At 62.8% G+C, this 23442-nt stretch carries 21 protein-coding genes; 16 read left to right on the forward strand and 5 right to left on the reverse strand.

Annotated elements, in window-relative coordinates; all coding sequences use genetic code 11:
* The first annotated feature begins 153 nt into the window (after nt 1–153).
* Together AC1TPF_RS02080 and AC1TPF_RS02085 are read left to right on the forward strand one after the other, a co-directional pair.
* Nucleotides 154–471: a hypothetical protein gene (locus tag AC1TPF_RS02080; RefSeq protein WP_482142433.1), complete on the forward strand. Its 318-nt coding sequence runs from the start codon at nt 154–156 to the stop codon at nt 469–471.
* On the forward strand, nt 459–860 hold the full coding sequence (locus AC1TPF_RS02085; RefSeq protein ID WP_482142435.1) for a hypothetical protein: 402 nt from the start codon (nt 459–461) through the stop codon (nt 858–860). Before AC1TPF_RS02080 ends, AC1TPF_RS02085 begins: the two co-directional genes overlap by 13 nt.
* A gap of 321 nt (nt 861–1181) precedes the next feature.
* Here AC1TPF_RS02085 and AC1TPF_RS02090 read toward each other — a convergent pair whose 3' ends face one another.
* Nucleotides 1182–1892, reverse strand: a complete 711-nt coding sequence (locus tag AC1TPF_RS02090; RefSeq protein WP_482136751.1) for a winged helix-turn-helix transcriptional regulator — start codon at nt 1890–1892, stop codon at nt 1182–1184.
* Between the two features lie 241 nt (nt 1893–2133).
* Between AC1TPF_RS02090 and AC1TPF_RS02095 the strand changes: the two genes are divergently transcribed.
* Together AC1TPF_RS02095 and AC1TPF_RS02100 are read left to right on the forward strand one after the other, a co-directional pair.
* A complete protein-coding gene (locus AC1TPF_RS02095) occupies nt 2134–3222 on the forward strand; it encodes a class I SAM-dependent methyltransferase (RefSeq protein WP_482142436.1) in 1089 nt (362 codons plus the stop codon).
* Between the two features lie 92 nt (nt 3223–3314).
* Complete coding sequence (locus AC1TPF_RS02100) at nt 3315–3674, forward strand: nuclear transport factor 2 family protein (RefSeq protein ID WP_482136749.1); 360 nt, start codon at nt 3315–3317, stop codon at nt 3672–3674.
* A gap of 70 nt (nt 3675–3744) precedes the next feature.
* On the opposite strand, the gene AC1TPF_RS02105 is transcribed toward AC1TPF_RS02100, so the two are convergent.
* Nucleotides 3745–4491, reverse strand: coding sequence for a TetR/AcrR family transcriptional regulator (locus tag AC1TPF_RS02105; RefSeq protein WP_482142438.1), 747 nt, complete (start codon nt 4489–4491; stop codon nt 3745–3747).
* Nucleotides 4492–4582: 91 nt separating this feature from the next.
* Between AC1TPF_RS02105 and AC1TPF_RS02110 the strand changes: the two genes are divergently transcribed.
* On the forward strand, nt 4583–6079 hold the full coding sequence (locus AC1TPF_RS02110) for an MFS transporter (protein ID WP_482142440.1): 1497 nt from the start codon (nt 4583–4585) through the stop codon (nt 6077–6079).
* Nucleotides 6080–6222: 143 nt separating this feature from the next.
* Complete coding sequence (locus tag AC1TPF_RS02115) at nt 6223–9393, forward strand: multicopper oxidase family protein (RefSeq protein ID WP_482142442.1); 3171 nt, start codon at nt 6223–6225, stop codon at nt 9391–9393.
* A 43-nt stretch (nt 9394–9436) separates the two neighbouring features.
* Here the strand turns inward: AC1TPF_RS02115 and AC1TPF_RS02120 are convergent, their stop codons facing one another.
* Together AC1TPF_RS02120 and add are read right to left on the reverse strand one after the other, a co-directional pair.
* Nucleotides 9437–10195 (reverse strand): GntR family transcriptional regulator, encoded by a 759-nt coding sequence (locus AC1TPF_RS02120; protein ID WP_482142444.1) that lies wholly within the window; start codon nt 10193–10195, stop codon nt 9437–9439.
* A gap of 21 nt (nt 10196–10216) precedes the next feature.
* Complete coding sequence (gene add, locus AC1TPF_RS02125) at nt 10217–11326, reverse strand: adenosine deaminase (protein ID WP_482136744.1); 1110 nt, start codon at nt 11324–11326, stop codon at nt 10217–10219.
* Nucleotides 11327–11732: 406 nt separating this feature from the next.
* Here add and AC1TPF_RS02130 point away from each other — a divergent pair, with 406 nt between their 5' ends.
* The 10 genes from AC1TPF_RS02130 to AC1TPF_RS02175 all read left to right on the forward strand — a co-directional run bounded on the left by AC1TPF_RS02130 (nt 11733) and on the right by AC1TPF_RS02175 (nt 22982).
* The gene (locus tag AC1TPF_RS02130; RefSeq protein ID WP_482142445.1) at nt 11733–12746 is read left to right on the forward strand and encodes a BMP family ABC transporter substrate-binding protein; all 1014 of its coding nucleotides are present in this window, start codon (nt 11733–11735) and stop codon (nt 12744–12746) included.
* Between the two features lie 48 nt (nt 12747–12794).
* Entirely contained in the window at nt 12795–14330 is a 1536-nt protein-coding gene (locus tag AC1TPF_RS02135) for an ABC transporter ATP-binding protein (RefSeq protein ID WP_482142447.1), read from the forward strand.
* Complete coding sequence (locus AC1TPF_RS02140) at nt 14323–15420, forward strand: ABC transporter permease (protein ID WP_482136741.1); 1098 nt, start codon at nt 14323–14325, stop codon at nt 15418–15420. The genes AC1TPF_RS02135 and AC1TPF_RS02140 overlap by 8 nt, the downstream gene beginning before the upstream one ends.
* Nucleotides 15417–16373, forward strand: coding sequence for an ABC transporter permease (locus tag AC1TPF_RS02145; protein ID WP_482142448.1), 957 nt, complete (start codon nt 15417–15419; stop codon nt 16371–16373). Before AC1TPF_RS02140 ends, AC1TPF_RS02145 begins: the two co-directional genes overlap by 4 nt.
* Nucleotides 16370–17497, forward strand: coding sequence for an acyl-CoA dehydrogenase family protein (locus AC1TPF_RS02150; RefSeq protein ID WP_482136739.1), 1128 nt, complete (start codon nt 16370–16372; stop codon nt 17495–17497). Before AC1TPF_RS02145 ends, AC1TPF_RS02150 begins: the two co-directional genes overlap by 4 nt.
* A complete protein-coding gene (locus tag AC1TPF_RS02155) occupies nt 17494–18870 on the forward strand; it encodes an LLM class flavin-dependent oxidoreductase (protein ID WP_482136738.1) in 1377 nt (458 codons plus the stop codon). The genes AC1TPF_RS02150 and AC1TPF_RS02155 overlap by 4 nt, the downstream gene beginning before the upstream one ends.
* 31 nt (nt 18871–18901) lie before the next feature.
* Nucleotides 18902–19651, forward strand: coding sequence for a maleylpyruvate isomerase family mycothiol-dependent enzyme (locus tag AC1TPF_RS02160; RefSeq protein WP_482136737.1), 750 nt, complete (start codon nt 18902–18904; stop codon nt 19649–19651).
* A 144-nt stretch (nt 19652–19795) separates the two neighbouring features.
* Nucleotides 19796–20629: a VTC domain-containing protein gene (locus AC1TPF_RS02165; RefSeq protein WP_482142450.1), complete on the forward strand. Its 834-nt coding sequence runs from the start codon at nt 19796–19798 to the stop codon at nt 20627–20629.
* Nucleotides 20626–21303, forward strand: a complete 678-nt coding sequence (locus tag AC1TPF_RS02170) for a DUF4956 domain-containing protein (protein ID WP_482142452.1) — start codon at nt 20626–20628, stop codon at nt 21301–21303. The genes AC1TPF_RS02165 and AC1TPF_RS02170 overlap by 4 nt, the downstream gene beginning before the upstream one ends.
* On the forward strand, nt 21303–22982 hold the full coding sequence (locus AC1TPF_RS02175) for a CotH kinase family protein (protein ID WP_482142454.1): 1680 nt from the start codon (nt 21303–21305) through the stop codon (nt 22980–22982). The genes AC1TPF_RS02170 and AC1TPF_RS02175 overlap by 1 nt, the downstream gene beginning before the upstream one ends.
* Here AC1TPF_RS02175 and AC1TPF_RS02180 read toward each other — a convergent pair.
* Complete coding sequence (locus AC1TPF_RS02180; RefSeq protein WP_482144096.1) at nt 22975–23430, reverse strand: hypothetical protein; 456 nt, start codon at nt 23428–23430, stop codon at nt 22975–22977. The two genes, AC1TPF_RS02175 and AC1TPF_RS02180, sit on opposite strands and share 8 nt — an antisense overlap.
* Nucleotides 23431–23442: the final 12 nt, after the last annotated feature.

The raw sequence follows: 23442 nt of genomic DNA on the forward strand, positions 1-23442 counted from the left end.
CGGTCGTCATTGTGTCAGCCAATCACTTGGGCTCAGTGCGTCAAAGGCAACCCGACAGACTGCCCCCCCCCCGGAGTGAACACCGACTATCGCGGGGAATACCGCAGGGTTCGAATATTGCACCTGTACCAGTCCACAGATCAGGGTTACTGCATGCGCCCGAACATCATGATCGACGAGGACTTCTTCGACGACCGCGAAGTAGAAAACCGTGTCTACTCGCCGACGCAACGCCGGACGACGCAACAGCATCGGGGATTGATCGAACACTTCGGCCAGCCCACGGAAGCGTGGTCGCATCGCGCACTTCATGCGTGCCTGGAATGCCTCGCCAGCAATACGTGGTCGGAGGCATGGTGCGTCGGAGTAGTCAATGCCTGGGTCGAGGACGAATCAGCCTTCTGCGAAAACTCAGGCCCGACGCGACTGGTATCCACTGGTGGGGATCACTCCGCGAATTGCTTCCGTTGAAAAACGTCGACGAGCAGGCGGACAGCCATCGGCTTAGCCCAGAGCTGATCCGTTCACTCACCAAGGCGCAGGACGTCCGTGAGCTATCAGCCATGAACGTCACGGATCTGATCTTCGATGAGATGCGTGCCGTCAACGATTGGGTTTCCATCGCGGATGTACTCAAGGTGATGGGGACAGCCTCATTCATGGCCGGCCGAGACGACGTTCGGCGCATTCTGGATTGTGTCGATGCCGGCGACCAGCTTCGGCTGGGTCGGGTCAGTAATAGATTTGACGAGATCTCCAAGCCGATACCCGTTGCAGCACTGGTGGATCGCATATTCGGTGAGAGCGGTCCGTCTGACAGATCGGCGGCCATGATGGAGTTGTTCATCGCCGAAATTTGATGTCTGTGCGTCGGACTTGTTGTGACGTCGTCGCCGTCGTGGTTGATTCCAGGGCAGCTGGTGCGCCACCTACGATCGGGGCGGCGCAGGTGTCACGTTGTCACGAGTAAACCCTGCCACTTTCAACCATCAGAACCGCGCCACTTACCGCTGAAAGTCACAACCGTGCTGGGTCGATCCGTGTTCCATTACTCATGTCACAAATCACGGGCCCAAACCATGAATGCCGTTGAGTTATGGAACATTCCACGCCGTTGACCGGAACAGGTTCCGTTACCGGCTCGATGGACCGCACCCTGCCGAACCGGGGAGTGGGGACTGTCAGGCGGGGAGGGCGTCGCGGAGCCTGCGTTGTTGTCCGCGCTGCAGACCGTCGATATAGGGCGTGGTGTCGAACCAGGTGGGGAAGGCCTTGGCGAGCCGGCTGGGTCCGAGGAAGCGGGCGTGGCCGTTGGTGATGAGGTCGCGAAATGGTACTAGACCGACGAGCCAGCGTTGCATGTGAGCGGTGTCGGCTTCGAGGGCGAGGTCCACGGTCAGCCCTTGATCGTCCTTGCAGACGGTGATTGCCGGGCGTTCGATGTCCAGCCAGCCTTCGGCACCGCCGGCTCCGGTGAGGACGAGGTGTACGACGGTGCGGGTCTGGGGAAGCTTGGCGGGGACGGCGAATTGGTGGGTGCGCCAGATCAGAGAGAGGCCGTCGCAGTCGTCGTCGGTGGGGTCGCCGAAGATCCATTCTGCGGCCCAATGTCCCATTGCCCATATGATCGGTGTGAGTGCCTGGCCTGCGGCGGTCAACTCATATAACCCCGGGCGTCCGGGTTGGTTGGCCTTGTGGGTCACCAGGCCGCGCCGTTCGAGCTCGCGCAGCCGCTGTGCGAGCAAGTTGCGGCTCACCCTGGGTATGCCGCGATGGATGTCGTTGAACCCGTGAGCGCCGATCATGAGCTCACGGATGACCAATGGGGTCCAATGATCACCCAGGACATCGACCCCGCAGGCGATCGGGCAGTACTCCTTACGTCTCATCATTTGCCCATTGTCCCCCCGCCCATCGTCACTGGGTAGTACGAATCTTGTACCGCCCCACGTGCCCGCGCACCCCGTACTGGCGCGTGTTCCCTCGCTTTTGCGTCGTTCGTGGACCGCCAGGAGGCGATGCCCGGCAGTACGACCTCTCCACTCGTTGCGGTGCCAGAGCTCACTGCATTCTCGTTCCTACAGACGTGCACTCGGGTCCATCCGGGACCTGCACCAACGAGCGGAGACACCAATGACCACAACCGAGACCACGACGGAGAAATCCACCCTCGACGATGCGAAGCTCGAGGCGTTCGTCGGACAGGCAGTCACCGACATGGGCGCGGCCATCTCAGGGCTGTTGCTACACATCGGCGATCGGCTGGGGCTCTACAAGGCGATGGCCGGCAGCGGCCCGATCACCTCCGCCGAGCTGGCCCAGCGCACCAGCACCGCTGAACGCTACGTGCGCGAATGGCTGGGCAATCAGGCCGCTGGCGGCTACGTCGTCTACGACCCGGCTGAACACACCTACCAGTTGCCTGCTGAGCAGGCCATGGTGTTAGCGAATGAGGACAGCCCGGTGTTTCTCGCCGGCGCGTTCGAGACGATCGCCGCCTGCTACGCCGACCACGACGTGTTCGTCGACGCGTTCCGCACCGGTGCCGGCGTGGGCTGGCATGCACATGATGAGCGGTTATTCTCGGGGGTGGTGCGGCTGTTTCGCCCAGGATATGCCGCCTATCTGGTAGACGGGTGGCTGTCAGCGCTGGACGGGGTGGTCGACAAGCTGCGGGCAGGCGCGAGCGTGGCCGATGTCGGGTGCGGGCGGGGCGCTTCGTCGATCATCATGGCCCAGGCATTCGAGCGTTCGACCTTTGTCGGCTTCGACATCCACGAGCCGTCGATCCGGGCCGCCCGTCAGGCCGCGGCCGACGCCTGCGTGCACCATCGGACGAAGTTCAACGTCGCGACAGCGAAAGACCTGCCCGGCGAGAGCTACGACCTGGTGTGCTTGTTCGACGCCCTGCACGACATGGGCGACCCGGTCGGCGCCGCGCGGCGCATCCGGGAGGCACTGGCCCCGGACGGCACCCTGCTGCTCGTGGAGCCGAACGCTGGCGACGCACTCGAAGACAACCTCAACCCAGTCGGGCGGACCTTCTACGGCCTGTCCACTGTGATCTGCATCCCGGGTTCGCTGGCGCAGGAAGTCGCGCTGGGACTGGGTGCGCAAGCCGGGCAACGGCAACTGACTGCCGTGCTGCACGAGGCCGGGTTCAGCCAGGTACGCCGGGCAACCGAGACCCCCTTCAACATCATCCTGGAGGCCAAGCCGTAGGGCGTCACACCCAGCGGCGAGGACACAGAACAGCCAAATAGGACCCACAGCAGCCTTACTACCAACAATCGAAACAACGCAGGAGATATGTCATGAACACTGAGTCGTCTGTTACCGAAACCATTGTCCGAAATCACCTGGAAGCCTTCCTGGAGCAGAAGGGCATTGCCGCCATAGTGAATGAATACGATGAAAATGCCCGGTTCTACACCGAAGCCGACGTCTACCACGGAAAGCAAGAGATCGGTGGCTTCTTCGCGAACTTCGTCGATTCGTTCCCTGCCGGGGGCCTTGATCGCTTCGCCCTCCGGAGCCTGCGAGTCGATGGAAGCATCGCCTACGTCACGTGGAGCGTTGGCAGTGAGATCCCCCTCGGTACTGACACTTTCGTCGTGGACAACGGCAAGATCGTTTCACAAACCTTCGCCATGTACGCCGTACGGCCCCAATGACATCGGCGGCCAATCTGGCCCCACCTGAGCCTGGCTCCATCCGATGGTTCGATTCAGGGACATCAACATGTCACCGGTTGCGGGTAGATGAAGCGACCCTTCTGACTTTGTGACCCTCAGATGGACTTCCGATCTGATGGACAGCAAATATCTCTGACAACTGCTCCGGCGTCAGCGCCGGACTCTCCAGTGGTGTCAGGCTGGTTCGTGATGCTCGGATACCGTCGATGATCATGCCCATCGTCCGGCGCCACAGGTCCGGGTTGTGTGACCTCGCGAACTGAGCGGTGGCCTGAATCGAAAAAGCCAGCACCGGAAGATCGGTGGCCTCGAAATCCGCGCGCAGTTCACCGGCCTGCTTCGCCCGCAGGACAAGGTGGTCGGCGGCAGCGTTGATGGTGGCCTGGGCCTCGGTGATGTGTTCGGCCAGCTCGATGCTGGCACCCGACGTCTGTGGAATCGATGGCGCACCGGCGAACACGAGATCCCTCATGACGCGATCGTCGGCCATCATCGTCGCACTGGAATACAGAAAGTGGAGTAGCCCCTCCCAGGGATCGGCGAGCGCCTCGGCTTCACCGACCATGGCCGCCACATCTCCGAGTCGCGCTGCGTAGAGCTCCTCGATGAGCCCTTCTTTGCTCTCGAACCGTCGATAGATCGTGCCAACGCCGACACCGGCGTGACTGGCCACGTCGGCCAACTTCGCACCGAGCCCTTGGGCCGCGAACACCTCCCGAGCGGCCACGAGGATGCGTTGGTGGTTCTCCCTCGCATCGGCCCGCAGCACGTCGGACGTGTCCCCTGTCTCAGCCATGGCTACAGCATAGCGCTAAGTGGAATCACCGGTTCCGTTCTGATACGATTAGCGGAATTGCCTATTCCGTTTCTGTCGTTTGAAAGAGAACATGTCTACAACCCAAACTTCGCCGTCGCGAGAATCGACCGGCTCCAATCATCGCTGGCTGATCCTCGCCGTGCTCGCGGTCGCCCAGCTGATGGTCGTCCTGGACGCCACCATCGTGAACATCGCGCTTCCCGAAGCCCAAGAAGACCTGGGTTTCAGTGATGGCGATCGGCAATGGGTGATCACTGCGTACTCGCTCGCCTTCGGCAGCCTGCTGTTGATCGGCGGTCGGATCAACGACCTGTTCGGTCGCAAGAACTCCTTCATCGTCGGGCTGATCGGCTTCGCAGCGGCATCGGCTCTCGGCGGCTGGGGACCGAACTTCGAGGTCCTGGTCGGCGCACGTGCATTGCAGGGTGTCTTCGGCGCCTTGCTGGCGCCCGCAGCGCTCTCACTGCTCGCCGTGACGTTCGCCGGATCGCCGGATCGCGGTAAGGCCTTCGGCATCTTCGGGGCCGTCGCCGGCGCCGGCGCCGGCATCGGCCTCCTTCTGGGAGGTGTTCTCACCGAGTACATCTCGTGGAACTGGTGCCTGTACGTCAACGTAATCTTCGCGGTGATCGCCCTGATCGGCGCAATCGTGCTGCTACCCAAGCACATCAAGGCACCCACCCGGACGCCGATCGACTGGGCCGGAACCATACTGGTCACCGTCGGCCTCTTCCTCATCGTCTACGGATTCGCCAATTCCGAGACCAAGGGCTGGACCGACAGTTTGACGCTGCTCCCCCTTGTCATCGGACTCGTGGTTCTCCTTGCCTTCGCCTGGGTTCAGACCAAGGTTGCGCATCCACTACTACCCCTGCGAATCCTGGTCGACCGCATGCGCGGCGCGTCCTACCTCGTCATGCTCATCTCCTCGATCGGCATGTTTGCGGTCTTCCTGTTCTTGACCTTCTACCTGCAGAAGACCCTCGCATTCAGTCCGGTCGAGACCGGTCTGGCCTTCCTCCCGATGGTCCTGTCCATCGCCATCACAGCGGCGATCTCCGGTTCGGTGCTCATCACCCGGTTGAGCCCCAAAGTGATGGTCGCGGTCGGCCTTACGGTCGGTGCGCTCGGCATGGCGTACTTGACCAACATCGAGGTCGACAGTTCCTACGTCACCAGCGTGGTCCCCGGTCTGATCATGATCGGCATCGGCCTGGGCTCCGTGTTCGCCAACGCCATCAGCCTGGCGACCTACGGTGTCGCGGCCAGTGACTCCGGAGTCGCCTCGGCCACGATCAACACCGCGCAACAGGTGGGTGGATCCATCGGCGTGGCACTGCTGAGCAGCTTCGCCGCAACCGCGGCCGAGAACTACGTCAGCAGCCATAGCCCATCGGGCCCCGACGGTATGCAGGCCATCGTGGACGGCGCGTCCATGGCCAGCTATCACACCGCATTCTGGTGGGCTGCCGGGTTCTTCGCGCTCGGCGCACTGGTCGCCGGTGTCCTCTATCCCAACAAGATCCCGGAGATCGACCCGAACGCCGAACCCGTCATCGCACACTGATGCCCTGACGCGTTGAACAACAAAGCCGCCGGACCCGAGAGCATCGGGTCCGGCGTTTTTGTTCTCCGATCGACAATACGTCGCTCTATTGATAATTCACACTGTGGAGATCTCGGGTAACACGTAAGGTTCGCTCATCGTCGATGGTGAGGACCACAGTGTTTGTGTCGCGCAAGAGATCTGTCGCCATTTCGGTGATCATGTTGTCGATCGTTCTGATCTTCACCGGGTGTTCGTCATCGAAAACCGAAGCCGGCCCCGGCGCCAACCATGGATCCGGTGGCAGCCCCGTTCCCTACCGCGAACCGGTGAAACTGACTGCTGCGGGCGGTGTTCTCGAAGTACGCCTCTCAGCACACCAGGGCGCCATCCCCCTCGACACCGCATCAGGCCCGGTCGACGGCTTTCTCGTCTACGGCTACGACGTGATCAAGGGCTCGCCGTCGAACGGCAAGATGTCCGCCTCCGACCTCTACCCTGCCCCGACCCTGCGCGTCGATCCCGGCGAGACGCTGATCGTCCACTACGACAACGATCTTCAGGACCTGACGATCGCCGACTACTTCGATCCGTCGTATACCGCCAAGGGTGAGGAGGTGCCGACCTACCCGGCGGCACAGGAATCCACGCCACTGAACCTGCACACCCACGGGCTGCACGTGAGCCCGGAAGGTAACGCCGACAACGTATTACTCGACATCCCGGCCGGTATGGGCAACACCTACACATACAAGGTTCCCGATGACATGCCGAACGGGATGTACTGGTATCACAGCCACCGGCACCAGCTGACCGCACAGCAGACGTACATGGGTCTGGCCGGACTACTCGAAATCGGCCGTCCGGACGGCGATCTCCCGATCGTGACCCAGAACGACATCCCCATCCGGGACATGGCGCTGCAGTACAACTTCGTCTTCGATCGCGCAGGCAAAGGAAATCAGCTGAACGCGCCGAACTGGCCGCAGTTCGTGAGCACATTGACACCCCCCACGGACTCCGAGCTTGCCGACGGCACCTACCGGCCCGTCCTTGCGCCGGTGAACTTCTCCGAGACCACCGAGGGTGCGCAGTACTTCACCAACTGGTACTCCGGCCCGCTGTCCCCGGACAACCACCGCGGGCAGAACCAGATGGTCCCGCAGAACCTGCAGTCGTTCACCGGCGAGAAGACCACCATCCCGGCGAATCCGGCTCTTCCCGACAACGAGCGTGATGTCCAGTTCACCGTCAACGGTCAGTTCCAGCCCGAGCTGAAGATCAAACCGGGCCAGACAGAGATCTGGGTTGTTGCCAATATCAGCGACTTCGCCTATATGCCATTGCAATTGACGGAGACCGCGACCGGCAATCATCCGAAGTTCACCATCGTCGGGCAGGACGGTAATCCGTACACCGAGGTCCACGGTCCGGTCGACGGCGATGGCACGCGCCTGGTGGTCCCACCGGCCTCCCGGTACGCGATCGCCGTGACCATGCCGGCCACGGGTGATCTGGTGCTCGAGATGCCCCCGCTCGAGAACGCGAAACCCGTGATCAACCACGGCGTGCTGTACACCAACAACGGAACCGACAACCCGCCTGTGGAATTGGGCACGGTCACCCTCGATCCGCAGTACATCAGCTACGCCGACGGGTTCTTCACCTTCCCGACGCAAACACTGATCCAGGCGACACCCGATCGCGGAACGGGTCAGAGCACCGACTTCACCATCGGCCAGCAGCTCGACGCCTACACGTCGTTCGTCGACACCGCCTCGATGCCGGTCGACGTGCATCGCGAACTCGTGGTCAGTGGCGGGTTCGGCAACGACCTGGCCAGCAACAGCGATCCGAAGTCGTTCACATACGAGTTCGACTCCAACCTCTTCCCCAACATCCCGTTGATCCAGCCGCGACTGAACTCCGTCGAGGAGTGGAAGGTCGTCAATCTGAACAACGACGAGCATCCGATGCATATCCACGTCAACGACTTCCAGGTGATGGAGATCGTCGATCCGGTCTCAGGCGTGACCACCGGCGTCCAGCCGTGGGGTATAGACAACATCAACGTTCCGGCACCGGTGACCGACGACCAGGAGAACCCTCTGGTCCCTGCATCGGTCACGTTGCGCAGCACGTTCACCGACTACATCGGCAGCTACGTGATCCATTGTCACCGCCTCAACCACGAGGACAACGGACTGATGGCGATTATCAACGTGATCCCCGAGGAATCGACCTACGCTGTGGCCGTGGGTGGTTCACCGACCGGTTCGGCGAAGGTACAGATCATGAACGGTGACGGCGACAAGCCGGTCGCGACGCTCACCCCGTTCGACGGGTACAAAGGATCGCCAACCGTGGCGATGGCGGACGTCAACGGTGACATGATCCTCGATCTGATCGCCGGCACCGGAGCGGGTGTGGCCCCAGAGGTGGTGGCGTACAGCGGCGCCGGACCGTCACCTTTCACCGAGGAGCTGACCAGGTTCGCTCCGTTCGACGACGACTTCCGCGGTGGGGTCAACGTGGCGGGCGTCGATGTCGACGGGAATGCCCTGAAGGACAACATCATCGTGGGTTCCGGTCCGGGTATCGAATCGCAGGTGAAGATATTCTCGTCGGATCTCCCCTCGGACAAGAACACCGCGCCGAAGGAGTGGTCGAGTTTCACCCCGTATCCCGGTTCGCAGACCGGCGTGAGTGTGGCAACCGGCATGGTCGATGCGACCTCCGGCCGGGACAGTATCGTGACCGCGCCCGGCGTCGGTGACGCGCCGCTGATCAAGACCTACCGGTACGACCTGTACACACCCACGGCCAACGCCCAGCGGAACGAAACAGAAGCTCACACAGGTCACTCCGACGATTCCACCGCTGCCAGCACGCCGACCGTGACGTCAGAGTTCCTCGCATTCGATCCGGCCTACACCGGCGGTGTGTCACTGTCGACGGGCTGGGTTGCCGGCGCAGAGGGCGGCGCGAAGAGCATCATCGCAGGCATGAGCACCGGCGCCGGCACGGTGAAGGTGTTCTCGAGCGGTTCACGCCTCGACGGCGCACCGGCCATGTACTTGGCGAGCCCGGGCCACCACGACGGCCCGATCGAGTTCACGGTGATCGCCTCATTTGCACCGTTCACCGCAGGCGGCGTGCACGTTGCGACCACCAGTACCACCACCGGTGCAGATCTTCTTGTTGCCGGCCCCTCAGGAGAGGTACGCAAATACATTCTGGCGCGGCCGAATCCGGACGCAACCACGTTGAGCCCCACGCTGTTGACCACGCTGCCGCCCACATCGTCCGGGGTACCGGCGCTCGGTGGCCGCTAGAGGAGGCGAGGCCGCGGGACATCAGAGGCGAACCCCCGTTCTGCTATCCGGCGGCCCACGGGGGACGAACGGTACGGAGCAGGGAATACGTCACGAATTCGGGATGGTGATGCTCGAACGCGTAGAACAACCGGCGGCCACTGGCACCGACACCGATGAGTTCCAGTGTCATCACGGCTGATCCGACCGGCATCTCCAGCAGCTCGGCCAGTTCTTCGTCGAGGGCCACCGCGCCCGGTGTCGCAACCTCCCAGACCAACGATTCGCCCCAGGCCTCGGTGACCGCGGTGAACACCGAGTCGTTCAGTTCGCGCTCCGCCGCGTCGGGCATGAGCAGATATCCGGACGCCAGCATCGCCGGCTTGCCGTCGGCCCGCCAGCGCTTGACCATCTTCAACGCCGGTGCACCCGGTTCCACATCGAGCAGCGTTGCGACGTTCTCGGGCAACGGTTCGAGTCGCGAAACCCTCACCTCGACCTCTGATCGATACCCCATGAGCTTCAACAGCTCGGTGTGCTCGAACTGATCCTCGAGGCGCACGTTCATCCGGAGTCCCACCGGGTCGACCGTGGTCGCCGCCCCCTGCCGCCGTCGCAGCACGCCTTGGCGTTCGAGTTCGGACAGCGCCCGCCGCAGCTGCTGGCGGGTGCAGTTCAATCGCGCGATCAGATCCAACTCGCCCGGTAACGGATTGTTGGCTGCGGACGCCTCACGTACATAACGCAACAACTCGCGGTTGACGCGCGAATCCTCGGTCTCCCCGGCCACCGCGAATCCGCCGGGTCCGTGCCTGCTGTTCATCGCGTCTCCTGTGGATGGCAGTTACGTGGACGGCAGGGGCGAGAAGCCCTGCGCCAGCTCGAATTGATCAATCTGTTGAGCCAGTGCGGTTTTGGTGTCGTCGTCGGCGAAGGATGCAGCCACCGACGCCCGGGCGAAGCCGATCAGATCCGACTCGTCGAGACCAAACGTCGCCGCGCATACCGCCCAGTCCCCCTCCAGCGTCGAACCCAGCAAACCCGGATCGTCGGTATTGATGGTGACATTCACACCTGCGTCCCGAAGTCGGATCAGCGGATGCTGCGACCAATCGTCGTAGATGCCCAGGATGACATTGGATCGAGGACAGATTCCAAGCGGGATCTGCGTCTCGATCAGGTGCTCGACCAACCGCTGGTCCTCGATGGCCCGGACACCGTGATCAACCCGCTCGGTCTGCAGGAGGTTCACCGCATCCCACACCCCTTCCGGCCCACTCGATTCACCCGCATGCACGGTGCGATGGAGCCCGGAGCGACCCGCGAGCGCGAATGCGTCGGCGAACTTTGCGCTGACCCGCCCCGATCTCCGCTCGTCACCGTCGACTGAGATCGCCAGAACATGCCTCGGCCGCGACCGGGCAATCCACTCGACCAGCTCGACAGCATCGGTCGCCGATTGTGAACGCAGCAATGAGACACACAGCCGGATCTGGGCGAGCCCATCCTGATGTGCCTCGTCGAGTCCGGCCGCGAACGCATCGAACAGCTCGGGCAAGCGGTCCCGCCAGGCGCTCCAGTGGCAGGGGTTGATGATGACGTCGGAGTATGCGATCCCGGATGCCGTCTGCCGCGCCGCGAACCGATACGCATGTCGGGCAGCCTGTTCGGAGGTCCGGATCAATCCGCAACCCCAGTCGAGGAACTCCAGAAACGGTGTCAGTCCGACCTCGGCCGCATGTGTGCCGTCGCCGACGTCGAAACCCTCACCGATCTTCTGCAGAAGGGTTGCCGCCGGACGTGGCAACGGCTCACCGGCGGCCTTCACCAGATCCATCAGGTCGACGAGTTCGAAGCCGCCTTCGAGGTGGACGTGCACTTCCGCCTTGGGCAGCGAACGGATCCAGCCTTCGTCGATACGCGGTGCGGAGGCAGAGACGGAGTCGACACTCATGTGACACACATTCCTTAGGAGTTTTGAGGAGGTATGCCCAACCGGGGGCATTCACACTGCGCTGCAGCGGCGGGATCTTGTTGATAAGTTATCACCACCTCGGTCCCGAAGCTCCATAACGGGCGCACGACCACTTCAGCACCACCGCACGTCCGCAACCCGGACCACCGCGCACAGTTGCTCGCCCGATGCTCGAAATAGATTGATAGAACACATCTTTAGCGAACCACCACAGAGTCGTGGTGTGGCGACACTCCGTACCACCCAGAACCGACCCCCGTCAAACTTGAGACCGGTTTTACGCGTCGCGGTTTTGTTTCTTTTCTGGGACGGATCGCGTGAACATACTTATCAACAAGTTGAGCGCAGCTCTCAACACTGGGTCCTACGCCAAGAAAGCCGCATCATGAAACTTCGTAAGAGTCTCGCCGTCCTACTTGCCATACCGCTGGTGACCACGTTTGCCGCCTGCTCATCCGACTCCGGGGCCGACACCGATTCGGGCAAACCCAAGGTCGCAATCGTGCTGGGCGGCTTGGCCAACGACGGCGGCTTCAGCCAGTACGCCGCGGATGCCGGCACCACACTCGAGGACGAGGGCGCGATCTCGCTGCAGATCCGCGAGTCGGTCACCACCTCTTCCGATGCCGAAGCGGCCTTCCGCCAATACGCCTCACAGGGCTACGACCTCATCATCGGTTGGGGCCTGGACTTCGCGAACTCCATCTTCACCGTTGCCGCCGAACTCCCCGAAGCCCATTTTGTGGCCACCGGTTCGGCCGACATCCTCGACAAGGCCACTCCCAACGTCGAGACCTGGACGTACGCCAGTGACCAGCAGGGATACCTCACCGGGTGGATCGCCGGAAAGACCGACCTGTCACCGGTCGGCGTCGTCGAAGGACAGCTCGCCCCCTTCAACGAGATCACCTACAAGGCGGTCAGCGTCGGTCTCGACGTGACGAATCCGGCAGCCGTCGAATTGCCCCCGATCTTCACCGGCAGCTGGACCGACACCGCCCTGGCCAACCAGGCGACGAAGGCCCAGATCGCCTCCGGCGCAAACCTCATCGTCACCGGAGCCGAGACATACACACCCGGCGTGCTGTCGGCGGCCAAGGCGGCCAACGTGGCAACACTGGGCGCATCGAGTGCATCGTCATCGGACGCACAGGCGGTCAACATCGGACTGGTGAAGCTCGACTTCACCCCCACACTGCGGGAGATCGTGGAACAGCTGAACAACAACACCTTCGGCGACCACGCGTACACCTCCACCATCGCCAACAAGGGCCTGATCTACGCCGATGGCAACAAGCCCACGGCTGCGCCCAACCTGCCCGATGACATCGCCGAGCAGGTCAATGAGCTTGCCACACAGCTTGCCTCGGGCGCGGTCACGATCCCGCCGATCAGCTGACCTGAGGCGAACACAGATCAATCGACGAGACGGTACGGGATTCGGCAGATGGTGAAACAACTTTCGTTGCATGGTGTTTCCAAGAGCTTCGGCGCCGCGCAGGCGCTGGACAACGTGGACCTCACCATCGCCCCTGGGACCATCCATGCTCTCATCGGTGAAAACGGTGCCGGCAAGTCGACGGCACTGAAGATCCTGGCCGGTCTCGAACAACCGACCTCCGGGTCGGTTGTTCGAGACGGTCTGCCAGTTGTGCTCCCGAACCGGACCGCTGCGATCCGTGCCGGAATCGGTCTGGTCGCACAGCAACTGAGCCTCAATCCAGAATTGACACTGGCCGAGAACCTCATCTTGAACCAGTCCGAGCGCATCGCCTCGCGCTCTCGGGCCACCACAGCGCTCGACCGGGTGGCCACCGAGGCCGGACTGGTGCTCCGCACCAACACCCCGGTCCGCAACCTGGGCTTCGCGCAGCGCCAACTCGGCGAGCTGGCGATCGCACTGGCCCAGGGCGCCGATATCCTCTTGCTCGACGAACCCACCTCGGCACTGGGCCCCCACGAGACCGAAACTCTTTTCGCGCGACTCAAACTTCTTGCGGCAAACGGTGTTTCGATTCTCCTGATCACCCATCGGTTGGCCGACGCGCGCTCTGTCGCCGATGACGTCACCGCACTCTCGCGTGGCCGCGTCACCCTTGCCGCAGCCATGTCCGGCGCCACCGACGACGATCTCGTCACCGCGATGGTCGGGTCGGCGCCGGATGCGATCGTGCCGAGTCCGTTCGCCGGAGGCGAGCAGCGACTGATTCTCGACCGGGTCAGCATCAACTCGCCCGGTCAGGTTTCCCTCGACTCGGTCAGCTTCGCCGTCCGGCGCGGCGAGATCGTCGGTGTACTGGGTGTTGCAGGCAACGGCCAGAGCTTGCTCGCCGGCGCCGCAGTCGGCATGGTTCCCATCTCCAGCGGTTCGATCACCGTCGACGGCAACGACATCGCCGGGCACCCGGGCCGTGCGCACGAGGCCGACGTCGCCTACGTCCCAGAGGTTCGTGCCGACTTCCTCCTACCCGACTCCCCCATCACCCATTCCTCGGTGTTGCGCCGACTCGGTGGCAGCACCGGTGGCCCCAGGCCATTTCGCCGGTTCGGGATGATGGACTGGAGGTCGATCCGGGCGTTTACATTCGACCTCTGCAAGCGCCACGACGTCCGGCCGTTGGACATCGGCATCCATGCAGGTGCCCTGTCCGGCGGAAACCAGCAGAAGCTGCTGGTCGGGCGGGAACTCGACGGGCATCAGTCCACCGACGCCCCGGCCGTGGCGGTACTGCACGGCCCGACACAGGGCCTTGATCTGGGTGCGGCGGCCGCAATTCGCGGTGAGGTACGCAATGCCGCGGCCAAGGGCACGGCGATCCTGCTGGTGTCGGCCGATCTCGACGAAGTCCGCGAACTGTCTCACCGAATCCTGGTGATGGCCAAAGGCCGGATCGTCGATCAGTTCGACACCGCCGACTTCGACATCGGGCGTTTCGGCCGTGCGGCAGCCGGTCTCACCAGCGGGAGTCAGATCAATGTCTGAGCTCCTGCGCCGGTACGCCGGCACCCGCGGACTGGTACTGGCCGGGCTCTATCTGGTTGCCGGACTTGCCATTGTCGCCGTGATGATCGCAAGTACCGGCGGCACATTGGATGTTGCGCTCTCGGGCTGGTTCACCGGTGCATTCGGTAGTGGCTACAACCTCACGCAAACGCTGTCCGACGCGACGCCCCTGGCACTGGTTGCCCTCGGTGCGTCCATCGCACTTCGCGCGGGGATCATCACGGTCGGCGCGGAGGGCCAGCTGATCCTGGGCGCCACGCTCTCGGCAGCAGTCGCCTTTGCGCTGGGCACGTCGGTGCCGTCGCTGGTGGCGTTGACACTCGGCGCCATCGCAGGCGGAATCGGCGGCGCACTGTGGTCGTTGATCCCTGCCATCGCCAAGGTGCGTTGGGGTGTCAACGAGATCCTGTCCACGCTGCTGGCGAACTATCTGGCCGCGTTCCTGCTGACCTATCTGTTGCGCAACCAACTGCGCGACGAACAGACTGCGGCCAGCCCACAGAGTGCGGTACTTCCGAAACCGTCTCTGATCCCGCAACTTCCGGTCGATGGCCGTATCCACGTCGGCATCGTGATCGTTGTGATCATCATTCTGGGCGCCTGGTGGTGGACGCGGACACCATCTGCCTTCCTGTTCGATGTCTACGGCAAGCGGCCCCTCCTGGCATCCCGACTGGGCCTGACCCCGATGCGCGCCATCCTGTCCGCGATGCTGATCTCCGGGCTGTGCGCGGGTATGGCCGGCTGGATGCAGGTCGCCGGTGTCACCACCCGGCTGGAACCGAACGTCGCCGGCGGCATCGGCTTCGCGGGACTGGCCGTGGCCGTACTCGGACGGGGCAATCCGATCGGAATCGCCGTGGCAGCAGTGGTTTACGCAGCGCTGGGCACCGGCGCGGCAGGTGTACAGATGGCCACCGGAACCACGCCGACCGCCATCGGAACCGTCAGCCAGGGCATCCTGCTGTTGACCGCGGCGCTGGCCTTGGCCGCGATCAAACTGCTGCCGCGCACATCTGCACCAGAACCCCGCACCGACTCTCAGAAGATCGGAGTAACCGCCGGATGAACACCCTCGACTTCTGGACAATCGTCATCGCGGGGGCACTGGCACTGTGCTCACCGATCATTCTTGCCGGACTCGGCGAGATCTTCCTCGAACGAACCGGCGGCTTCAACGTCGGTATCGAGGGAATGATGCTGATCGGCGCGGTCTTCGGTGTCCTCGGATCAAGTGTCGGTGGTGTCTGGTTCGGTGTGCTGTCCGGAATCGCGCTGGGTGCACTGTCGGGTCTTCTACTCGGCCTTGCCTCGTCGGTGGCCGGAGCCGACATCATCATCGTCGGAATCGCCATCGGGCTCATCGGTTCGGGACTGAGCATCTTCCTGTACCAGTCGATCAACCCCTCCGGTTCCACCAATACCGCGGTCGATACCCAGCCGGTGCTCAATATCCCACTCCTGGACGAGATCCCACTGATCGGTACCGGACTCGCCCAGGCCGGGGTGTTCTTCTATCTGACGTTGGCCCTCGTCGTGGTGTCCTGGTTTGTGTTGACGAGGACCCGATTCGGGCTACGCGTGCGCTCGGTGGGAGACGACCCGGCTGTGGCGATCACTCGCGGCATCTCACCGGCCCGTTACCGACTCGCCGCAGCGGTGATCGCCGGCGCGTTCGCCGGACTCGGTGGGGCCGTGGTGTCCCTGTCGAGCATCGGCATCTTCTCGCCGGGTATGACCGGCGGCGCGGGATTCATCGCATTGGCCGTGGTGATCATCGGACGCCGCAACCCCTTTGGCCTGGTTGCCGGCGCCCTGCTGTTCGCATTCTTCAACAGCCTCGCCCTGCTCGCCCAGACCCGCAACCTCGGCCTGCCCGTCGAACTGTTCCAGTCCCTGCCGTATCTCGCCACGTTTGTCGTTCTGTGTGTGGTGTCGCGCCGCATGCACCTCGGACGTGGCCGAACGCCGCGAGCGGCCACCGCTCCGGCAACAATTCGTCCGAAAGAAGGAGCCCGATGACCACCCCGCAACTGTCCGCGCGTGAAGAAGAACATGCGCTGATCGAGTCGATCGCCGAACTGGCAACCGGTTTCGCAAAAACGGCACCCGACTACGACGATCGCGCCGAGATCGCGATCGGCAATCTCGACGCACTGCACGCTGCCGGATTGAACACGGCGGTCCTTCCCCAACACCTGGGCGGATCGGGCCTGAGCTACCTGGGCTTCGGTAAGGTCGTGCGACTGCTGGCCAAGGCCGACCCGTCGACCGCAACCATCTGGACGATGCACTCCGGGGCCGGCGTCGGCTTGTCCGAGCTCACCCGTGAGGTCGCCGGCTCCTTCTTCGCCGATGAGTTCCTGGCGGGCAAGCGATTTGCCAACGCATTGTCCGAACCCACCAGCGGAAACCGCTTCCTCAATCCCACGCAGGAAGCCGAGGCGGCGCCCGGTGGCTGGATCCTCAACGGCGCGAAGCGTTTTGTCTCCGGCAGCGAGATCGCCGATTACCTACTGGTCAATGCGTTGGTCGAGGGTGCTCCCACCTTCTTCGGCGTGATCCCGGACGAGACGGTCACCATCATCCCGATCTGGGACACACTCGGGCTGCGTGCCACCCGGAGTCAGCTGCTCTCGTTCGAGAACACCCTGATGCGTCAGGAGTATCGTGGCCGCGCCCCCGGATTCGGTGACTTTGCGATCATTCCGGCCGGGCTGCCCGCCATCTCCCTGGGTATCGCCGATGCGGCGCTGGAAGCGATCATCGAACACGCATCGTCACGTGTGATCCTGAACAAGCCTCTCTCCCATCAGCAGTGGGTTCAGCACGAGGTCGCCGACGCCCACATCCGGCTCGAAGGCGCACATGCGCTCTACGAGCGAGGCCTGCAGGAAGCCGACAACGGCGATCCCGCGTTCTTCGGTGATCTCACCCGCGCCAAATACCTCGCCAACAAGGTCGCGGTGGATGTGGCGCAGCTCGCGGTGCGGATCGGCGGTGCCACCGGCTATCTCAAGAAGTCGCCGATCCAGCGTCATCTGCGTGATGCCCAGGCCGGTCAGTTGATGGCGTACTCGACCGAAGTCCTTGCCGGGCTTGTCGGCCGTGAGGTGCTCGGTGTGAAAGAGGAACAGTCGCAATGACCCAGCGCCCGCGGATGATCTTCAACGCGTTCAACATCTTTTCCGTCTCCCACCACGATCAGGGGATGTGGGCCTGGCCGGGTAGCAAACAGCTCGACTACAACTCGATCGACTACTGGGTCGAGTGCGCCAGGCTTCTCGAGCGTGGCTGCTTCGACACTCTCTTCTTCGCCGACGTGCTCGCCCCCTACGAATCGTTCTCCGGATCCCGCGAGACCGCCGTTCGCAGTGGTATGCAGTTTCCCATCAACGATCCCGGGGAATTGATCCCGGCACTCGCGTACGCCACCGATGAGCTGGGATTTGTTCTCACCCAGAACATTTTGCAAGAGCCGCCGTATTCGTTCGCCCGTAAGATGTCGACCCTCGATCACCTCACCAGGGGCCGCATCGGATGGAACATCGTGACAACGTTCCTGGCAGGCGCCGGCCGCAATCTGGGGTTGTCCGGGCTTCCCGAACACGAGGATCGCTACGCCCGCGCCGACGACTTCATCGACGTCGTCTACAAATTGTGGGAGGCCAGTTGGGAGGACGATGCGGTCATCCGTGACATCGCCACCCAGCAGTACGCCGACCCGGCCAAGGTCCACGAGATCAACCACGTCGGGCCCTTCTACGACGTCGTCGGGCCACACCTGTGTGAACCGTCGCCGCAGCGGACACCGTTCCTCATCCAGGCCGGTGTCTCCCCACGTGGACGCGACTTCGCGGGCCGAAATGCGGAGGGACTGTTCATCAATGCGCTCAGTCCCGATGAGGCGGCACCGATCGTCTCCGATGTGCGGGCCGCCGCGCGGCGTCACGGGCGGAACCCCGGCGATGTCAAGCTGCTCGGGATCCTCGGCTTCGTCGTCGGCAGTACCGAGGAGGAGGCCAATCGGCTACAGGAAGAGATCACCGACTTCCAGAGCATCGAGGCAAATCTCGCCAAACAGAGTGTCTTCCTCGGCTATGACTTCGGACAACTCGACCCGCACGAACCCATCGGGGAGATCGCCAAACGCCCCGAAGGAAGGGAAGGCATCGTCGCGAAACTGATCTCGATGGCGCCGAACCAATCGATGACCATCGGCGAATTGGTCCGCTGGTTCGGCAACATGCGTGAGGTCGGCACACCCGAGCAGATCGCCGACCGCATCGAGGCCTGGCAGGATGCCGGAGTCGACGGCATGAACGTGCAGTACGTCGTGTCGCCGGGTTCCTTCGAGGACTTCGTCGAGCACGTGTCGCCGGTACTGCGCAAACGCGGGATCATGCAGGAGAGCTATTCACCGGGCACACTCCGCGAGAAGATCTTCCCCGGTAAGGGCCCCTACCTGCCCGACGAACATCGGGCCCGGCAGTTCCGGCGTTCGGCGTTTGGTGGATGACCTCCTCCGGCCGAAGCGGTACTGTCCGAAGGTGGACTACTCCGATGCGCTTGTGGAAGAAAACCGCCTGTTCGGCGAACTGATCCGGCAGGCAGATCCGGCCCATCCTGTGCCGACGTGTCCGGAATGGACCGTCCAGCAACTGTTTCGCCATGTCGGCCGCGGCGATCGATGGGCCGCTGCGATCGTCGCCGAACGACGCGAGCAACCACTCGATCCGCGATCGGTCAGCGGTGGAAAGCCGCCGGCCGATCCGGATCAGGCGATCGACTGGCTGCACGACGGAGCCCAGAAGTTGATCGACGCGGTCTCGGAGACCGGCCCGGACACCCCGGTCTGGACCTTCCTCGGCCCGCGTCCGTCAGCGTGGTGGATCCGTCGCCGTCTCCACGAGGCGACGGTCCACCGGGCCGATGCCGCACTGGCACTGGGTCTTCCCTACGAGCTGAGCCCAGCTCTTGCCGCCGATGGAATATCCGAATGGCTCGACCTCCTGGCCCAGTCTGGTTCTGGCAGGCCCGCCCCACTCGACGCCGGGTCCACCCTGCACCTGCACGCCTTCGAAGACAGCCTCGGCAGCGCCGGCGAATGGTCGATCAGCCGCGGTGACGATGCGATCATCTGGGACAACAGCCATACCAAGGCCGGGGCCGCAGCACGCGGACGCGCGTCGGATCTCTTGCTGGCACTGACCCGTCGTCTATCGGCTGCTGAAGCAAACGCCGAGGTCCTGGGCGATCAGCAGATCTGGGAGACCTGGCTCGAGCGCACCGCGTTCTGAATTCGTCTCGGCGACAATTGATCCTCAACTGACAGGAAACTGACAGGAAACCACGGACCGTCCCTCAAGGTTCATCAGTTCTACTGTTCCCGTTCGCCTGGAGTTCATCCCGGCGTATCGGAACGGAAGAGGTGACGAACCGGGGTGAGTACCCAGGGATATCAGCAAACGGCGAGCAGATCGCATGCGTTCAACCGCTACGAGATCAAATACTTCGTCGATGAGCTGAAGGTTCCACAGCTGCGCGAAGAACTTTCCGCCCGCATGGACTCCGATCCGTACTCGCCCGTCGGCGGGTACCCGGTGACGTCGTTGTATTACGACACCTCGGATCTGCGGTTCTACTGGGAGAAGATCGAGGGACTGAAGTTCCGGCGCAAATTGCGCATGCGTCTCTACGGGGATCCGGCACAGTGCACCGACACCACCGAGGTGCATGTCGAGATCAAGCAACGCGTCAACAGGGTCACCCAGAAACGCCGGATCTCGATGCCATACGGCACCGCACTGCGATGGCTGAACGAGCGCCAAGACATCGAGTGCGACCCCGCGCACAGACCATTTGTCAACGAGGTCACCACGCTGATCGGCAATCTCGACCTGCGACCGATCGTCACCACCGGCTATCTGCGTGAAGCATTCGTCGGCAACGACGCAGACCTCGGGCTTCGAGTGACCATCGACCACAGGGTCCACGGCCGTGACCGCGATTTCGACTTCGCCTGCGCTTCGGAAAACAAGTTCACCATTCCACCCAAACTGGCGGTCGTGGAACTCAAGGCGAACGAACGTGTGCCCTACTGGGCCACCGATCTCACCGCCCGGCTGAACATGTCGGTCATCCGCGTGTCGAAGTACTGCCAATCCGTAGAAGCATTCGGGATGGCTCCGCGATCCCAGATGGGTGCAGCAGAACTTGTTGTGCCACAAGAATCCAAGAGCTGTGCGAATATGTCCGATTTGAGGAAGAGTTTGTGAATATCGATCTGCAAGATCTCAGTGGAACGTTCAACACGTTTGACGTCATTTGCTCAATGGCGTTGTCGTTTGTGCTGTCGGCGACGGTGGCCTGGGTCTACCGCTACACCCACAAGAACGTCTCGTACAGTCAGTCATTTGTGCAGACACTGGTGATGTGCGGCATGATCATCGCCCTCATCATGCTGGTTGTCGGCTCCAACATCGCGCGCGCATTCGCTCTGGTCGGAGCACTGTCGGTGATCCGATTCCGCAACGCCGTCAAGGAAACCCGAGACGTGGGATTCATTTTCCTTGTGATGGCGATCGGTATGTGCACCGGAACCCGCTTCTACCTTCTCGCCATCGCGGCAACCGTGGCGATCTGCCTCGTGCTCGTGATCATGTACAAGTTCAACTGGTACAAGCTCGACGTCCAGCGCCAGGTGGTCAAGGTCCAGGTTCCGCCGGAGCAGGAGTACGCGAAACTGATCGAAGACGCGATGGTCAGCTACTGCCTCGAATTCGAGCTGGTGTCAACGGAATCCACCAGAGCCGGCGCCCTGAATGAGCTGTACTACACCGCGCGCTTGAAGAAGGGGAAGCAGCCGGCCGAGCTCATCGCCGCACTGAGGGACGTCAACTCCGGCCAACGAGTCACCGTTCTGACCGGATACGACCAGACGGATATCTGATGGCCGACGATCCGGATCCGGCGGTCCCTGAGCCCTGTCCGCCCAAAAAGAGGCTGCGCCACCAGATTCCGGTCAGCATGCGCCAGCACTGGAAGATCGTGGCGATCTTTGTGGCGTTTGTCGTCGTGATGGCAACGGTGTTCGGCACCACCCGGATCCGTCCGTACATCACCGGAGATCAAGCGATCGTCGCATCGGAGATCACCGAGAACATCACCGGCACCGTCGATCTGTTCGACGACTCGGAAGATCACGAGGTATCCGTCGACTTCACCGACGCCGAGTACCAAGACATGATCACCGCGTACAGCGATGACGGCGAGAAGAAATGGATCAATGCGACGGTGACGATCGACGGCACCGTGATCTCGGATGCCTCGATACGTCTCAAGGGCAACTCCACATTGATAGGTCTACGTGGAGACGGGGATCGACGGGGTGCCGGCGGCGAGGGCGCCCAAGCTCCCCAGGGTATGGAACCTCCCGAAGGCTTCGAGCCACCGGAAGGCATGGAACTCCCGGAAGGCATGGAACTCCCCGAGGGCATGCAGCCGCCGACGGATGGGCAGATGCCGGGCGGCGGAATGGGCGGCATGATGGGCGGCGCCATGGGGTCCGTCAGCGCAGCTGATCCCAGCTCACTTCCGCTGTTGATCAGTTTCGACGAGAACGCCAAAGGCCGCGCCTACCAAGGGCTCACGGAGATCTCCGTGCGTCCGGGATCACCCGTGATCAACGAGGCGATGGCCCTGTCACTGACCGACGAGACCGGACAGGCATCGCAGCGTTACGCCTACAGTGTCTACCGCGTCAACGGCGGCGAGAGTTCGACGCGTCTACTGCTCGAACATCCCGACTCCGCGTACGCCGACACCCTCTTCGACTCCCCCGGCTATCTGTACAAGGCCGACGCGAACTCGAAGATGGCGTACGTCGACGATGACCAGGCGTCGTACACCAGCCAGTTCAAGTTGCTCAACGCATCGGGAACCGGCGACGTGGAGCCGATCATCAATTTTCTGCGATGGCTCGACAACGCCGACGACGAGGAGTTCGACGAGCACCTCGGTGACTGGGTGGACGTCGATTCGTTTGCGCAGTACGTGGCCACCCAGAATCTGCTGGTCAACTCCGACGACATGAGCGGCCCGGGCCAGAACTACTACCTCTGGTACGACCTGGAAACCGAGAAGATCGCGGTTGTCGCGTGGGACCTCAACCTGGCCATGAACGGCCAGACCACTGCCGGTCCCGACGACACCGTGTCAATGGGTGGCGGCGGTGGTGGGGGCCCCCGACCCGGAGCAACCGCGACGGACGGGCAGGTGCAGCAACGCCCCGACAACACCGGCACCCGGCAGGCAGCGCCTGAGGGCCAGGACAAGTCCCAATCCGACACCAAAGGTCAGGTCGGTCCAGGTGGTGGAGGTATGGGCGGTGGTAACCCGCTGAAGACCCGGTTCCTCGCGTCGGATGCGTTCACCGAGGTCTATGAGTCCGCGTACTGGGATCTGTACGACCAGATCTACGCGAGTGGTCTGGCCGAGGGACAACTCGACGCCCTGGCGCAGTCCATTCCCACCAGCGACGGTTTGACCGCAGACGATCTGACGGCCGACATCGACAGCATGCGGACCTGGATCACGGCCCGCAACGCCAACCTGGCTGCGCTCAGATGATCCCGACCTCGGCCAGCAGCGTTCGCGTCTGCTCGATCGAGGACAACTGATCAAGGTCCACGTCTGCCCCCGCCACCGAATCCAGCGGGGGCAGATCGTATTTCGACTCAATGCCGGCGATCACCGGGTATTCGGCAGTCTGGTTCGCGAAATACGTCTGCGCCTGGGCTGAAAGCAACTGCCGGACAAATGCGAATGCCGCTTCTTTGTTCTGCGATGACGCCAGGACCCCGACTCCGGCAACGTTGACCAGTGCACCGGGATCGCCTGCCGAGAAGTTGTGGAGAGCGACCGCGGACTGGGCGATCCCACCTTGTCCATGAACGTGTACCAGGAGAAGTGGTTCGTCAGCCCCACCGCGATATCGCCTCTGTTCACCGCTGCCATCATCGCGTCGGTGACCTCGAAGGAACTGCTTTCCGGGGCGTATCCGATCTGCCCCTTCCATCGTGGATCGAGC

The organism is Williamsia sp. Y853, from assembly GCF_056786495.1.

Excerpts from the sequence above, each read along its gene's own strand:
- AC1TPF_RS02080 (WP_482142433.1), top strand. The coding sequence starts at position 154 with ATGCGCCCGAACATCATGATCGACGAGGACTTCTTCGACGACCGCGAA.
- AC1TPF_RS02090 (WP_482136751.1), bottom strand. The coding sequence starts at position 1,892 with ATGATGAGACGTAAGGAGTACTGCCCGATCGCCTGCGGGGTCGATGTC.
- AC1TPF_RS02095 (WP_482142436.1), top strand. The coding sequence starts at position 2,134 with ATGACCACAACCGAGACCACGACGGAGAAATCCACCCTCGACGATGCG.
- AC1TPF_RS02100 (WP_482136749.1), top strand. The coding sequence starts at position 3,315 with ATGAACACTGAGTCGTCTGTTACCGAAACCATTGTCCGAAATCACCTG.
- AC1TPF_RS02105 (WP_482142438.1), bottom strand. The coding sequence starts at position 4,491 with ATGGCTGAGACAGGGGACACGTCCGACGTGCTGCGGGCCGATGCGAGG.
- AC1TPF_RS02110 (WP_482142440.1), top strand. The coding sequence starts at position 4,583 with ATGTCTACAACCCAAACTTCGCCGTCGCGAGAATCGACCGGCTCCAAT.
- AC1TPF_RS02115 (WP_482142442.1), top strand. The coding sequence starts at position 6,223 with ATGGTGAGGACCACAGTGTTTGTGTCGCGCAAGAGATCTGTCGCCATT.
- AC1TPF_RS02120 (WP_482142444.1), bottom strand. The coding sequence starts at position 10,195 with ATGAACAGCAGGCACGGACCCGGCGGATTCGCGGTGGCCGGGGAGACC.
- add (WP_482136744.1), bottom strand. The coding sequence starts at position 11,326 with ATGAGTGTCGACTCCGTCTCTGCCTCCGCACCGCGTATCGACGAAGGC.
- AC1TPF_RS02130 (WP_482142445.1), top strand. The coding sequence starts at position 11,733 with ATGAAACTTCGTAAGAGTCTCGCCGTCCTACTTGCCATACCGCTGGTG.
- AC1TPF_RS02135 (WP_482142447.1), top strand. The coding sequence starts at position 12,795 with ATGGTGAAACAACTTTCGTTGCATGGTGTTTCCAAGAGCTTCGGCGCC.
- AC1TPF_RS02140 (WP_482136741.1), top strand. The coding sequence starts at position 14,323 with ATGTCTGAGCTCCTGCGCCGGTACGCCGGCACCCGCGGACTGGTACTG.
- AC1TPF_RS02145 (WP_482142448.1), top strand. The coding sequence starts at position 15,417 with ATGAACACCCTCGACTTCTGGACAATCGTCATCGCGGGGGCACTGGCA.
- AC1TPF_RS02150 (WP_482136739.1), top strand. The coding sequence starts at position 16,370 with ATGACCACCCCGCAACTGTCCGCGCGTGAAGAAGAACATGCGCTGATC.
- AC1TPF_RS02155 (WP_482136738.1), top strand. The coding sequence starts at position 17,494 with ATGACCCAGCGCCCGCGGATGATCTTCAACGCGTTCAACATCTTTTCC.
- AC1TPF_RS02175 (WP_482142454.1), top strand. The coding sequence starts at position 21,303 with ATGGCCGACGATCCGGATCCGGCGGTCCCTGAGCCCTGTCCGCCCAAA.
- AC1TPF_RS02180 (WP_482144096.1), bottom strand. The coding sequence starts at position 23,430 with ATGGAAGGGGCAGATCGGATACGCCCCGGAAAGCAGTTCCTTCGAGGT.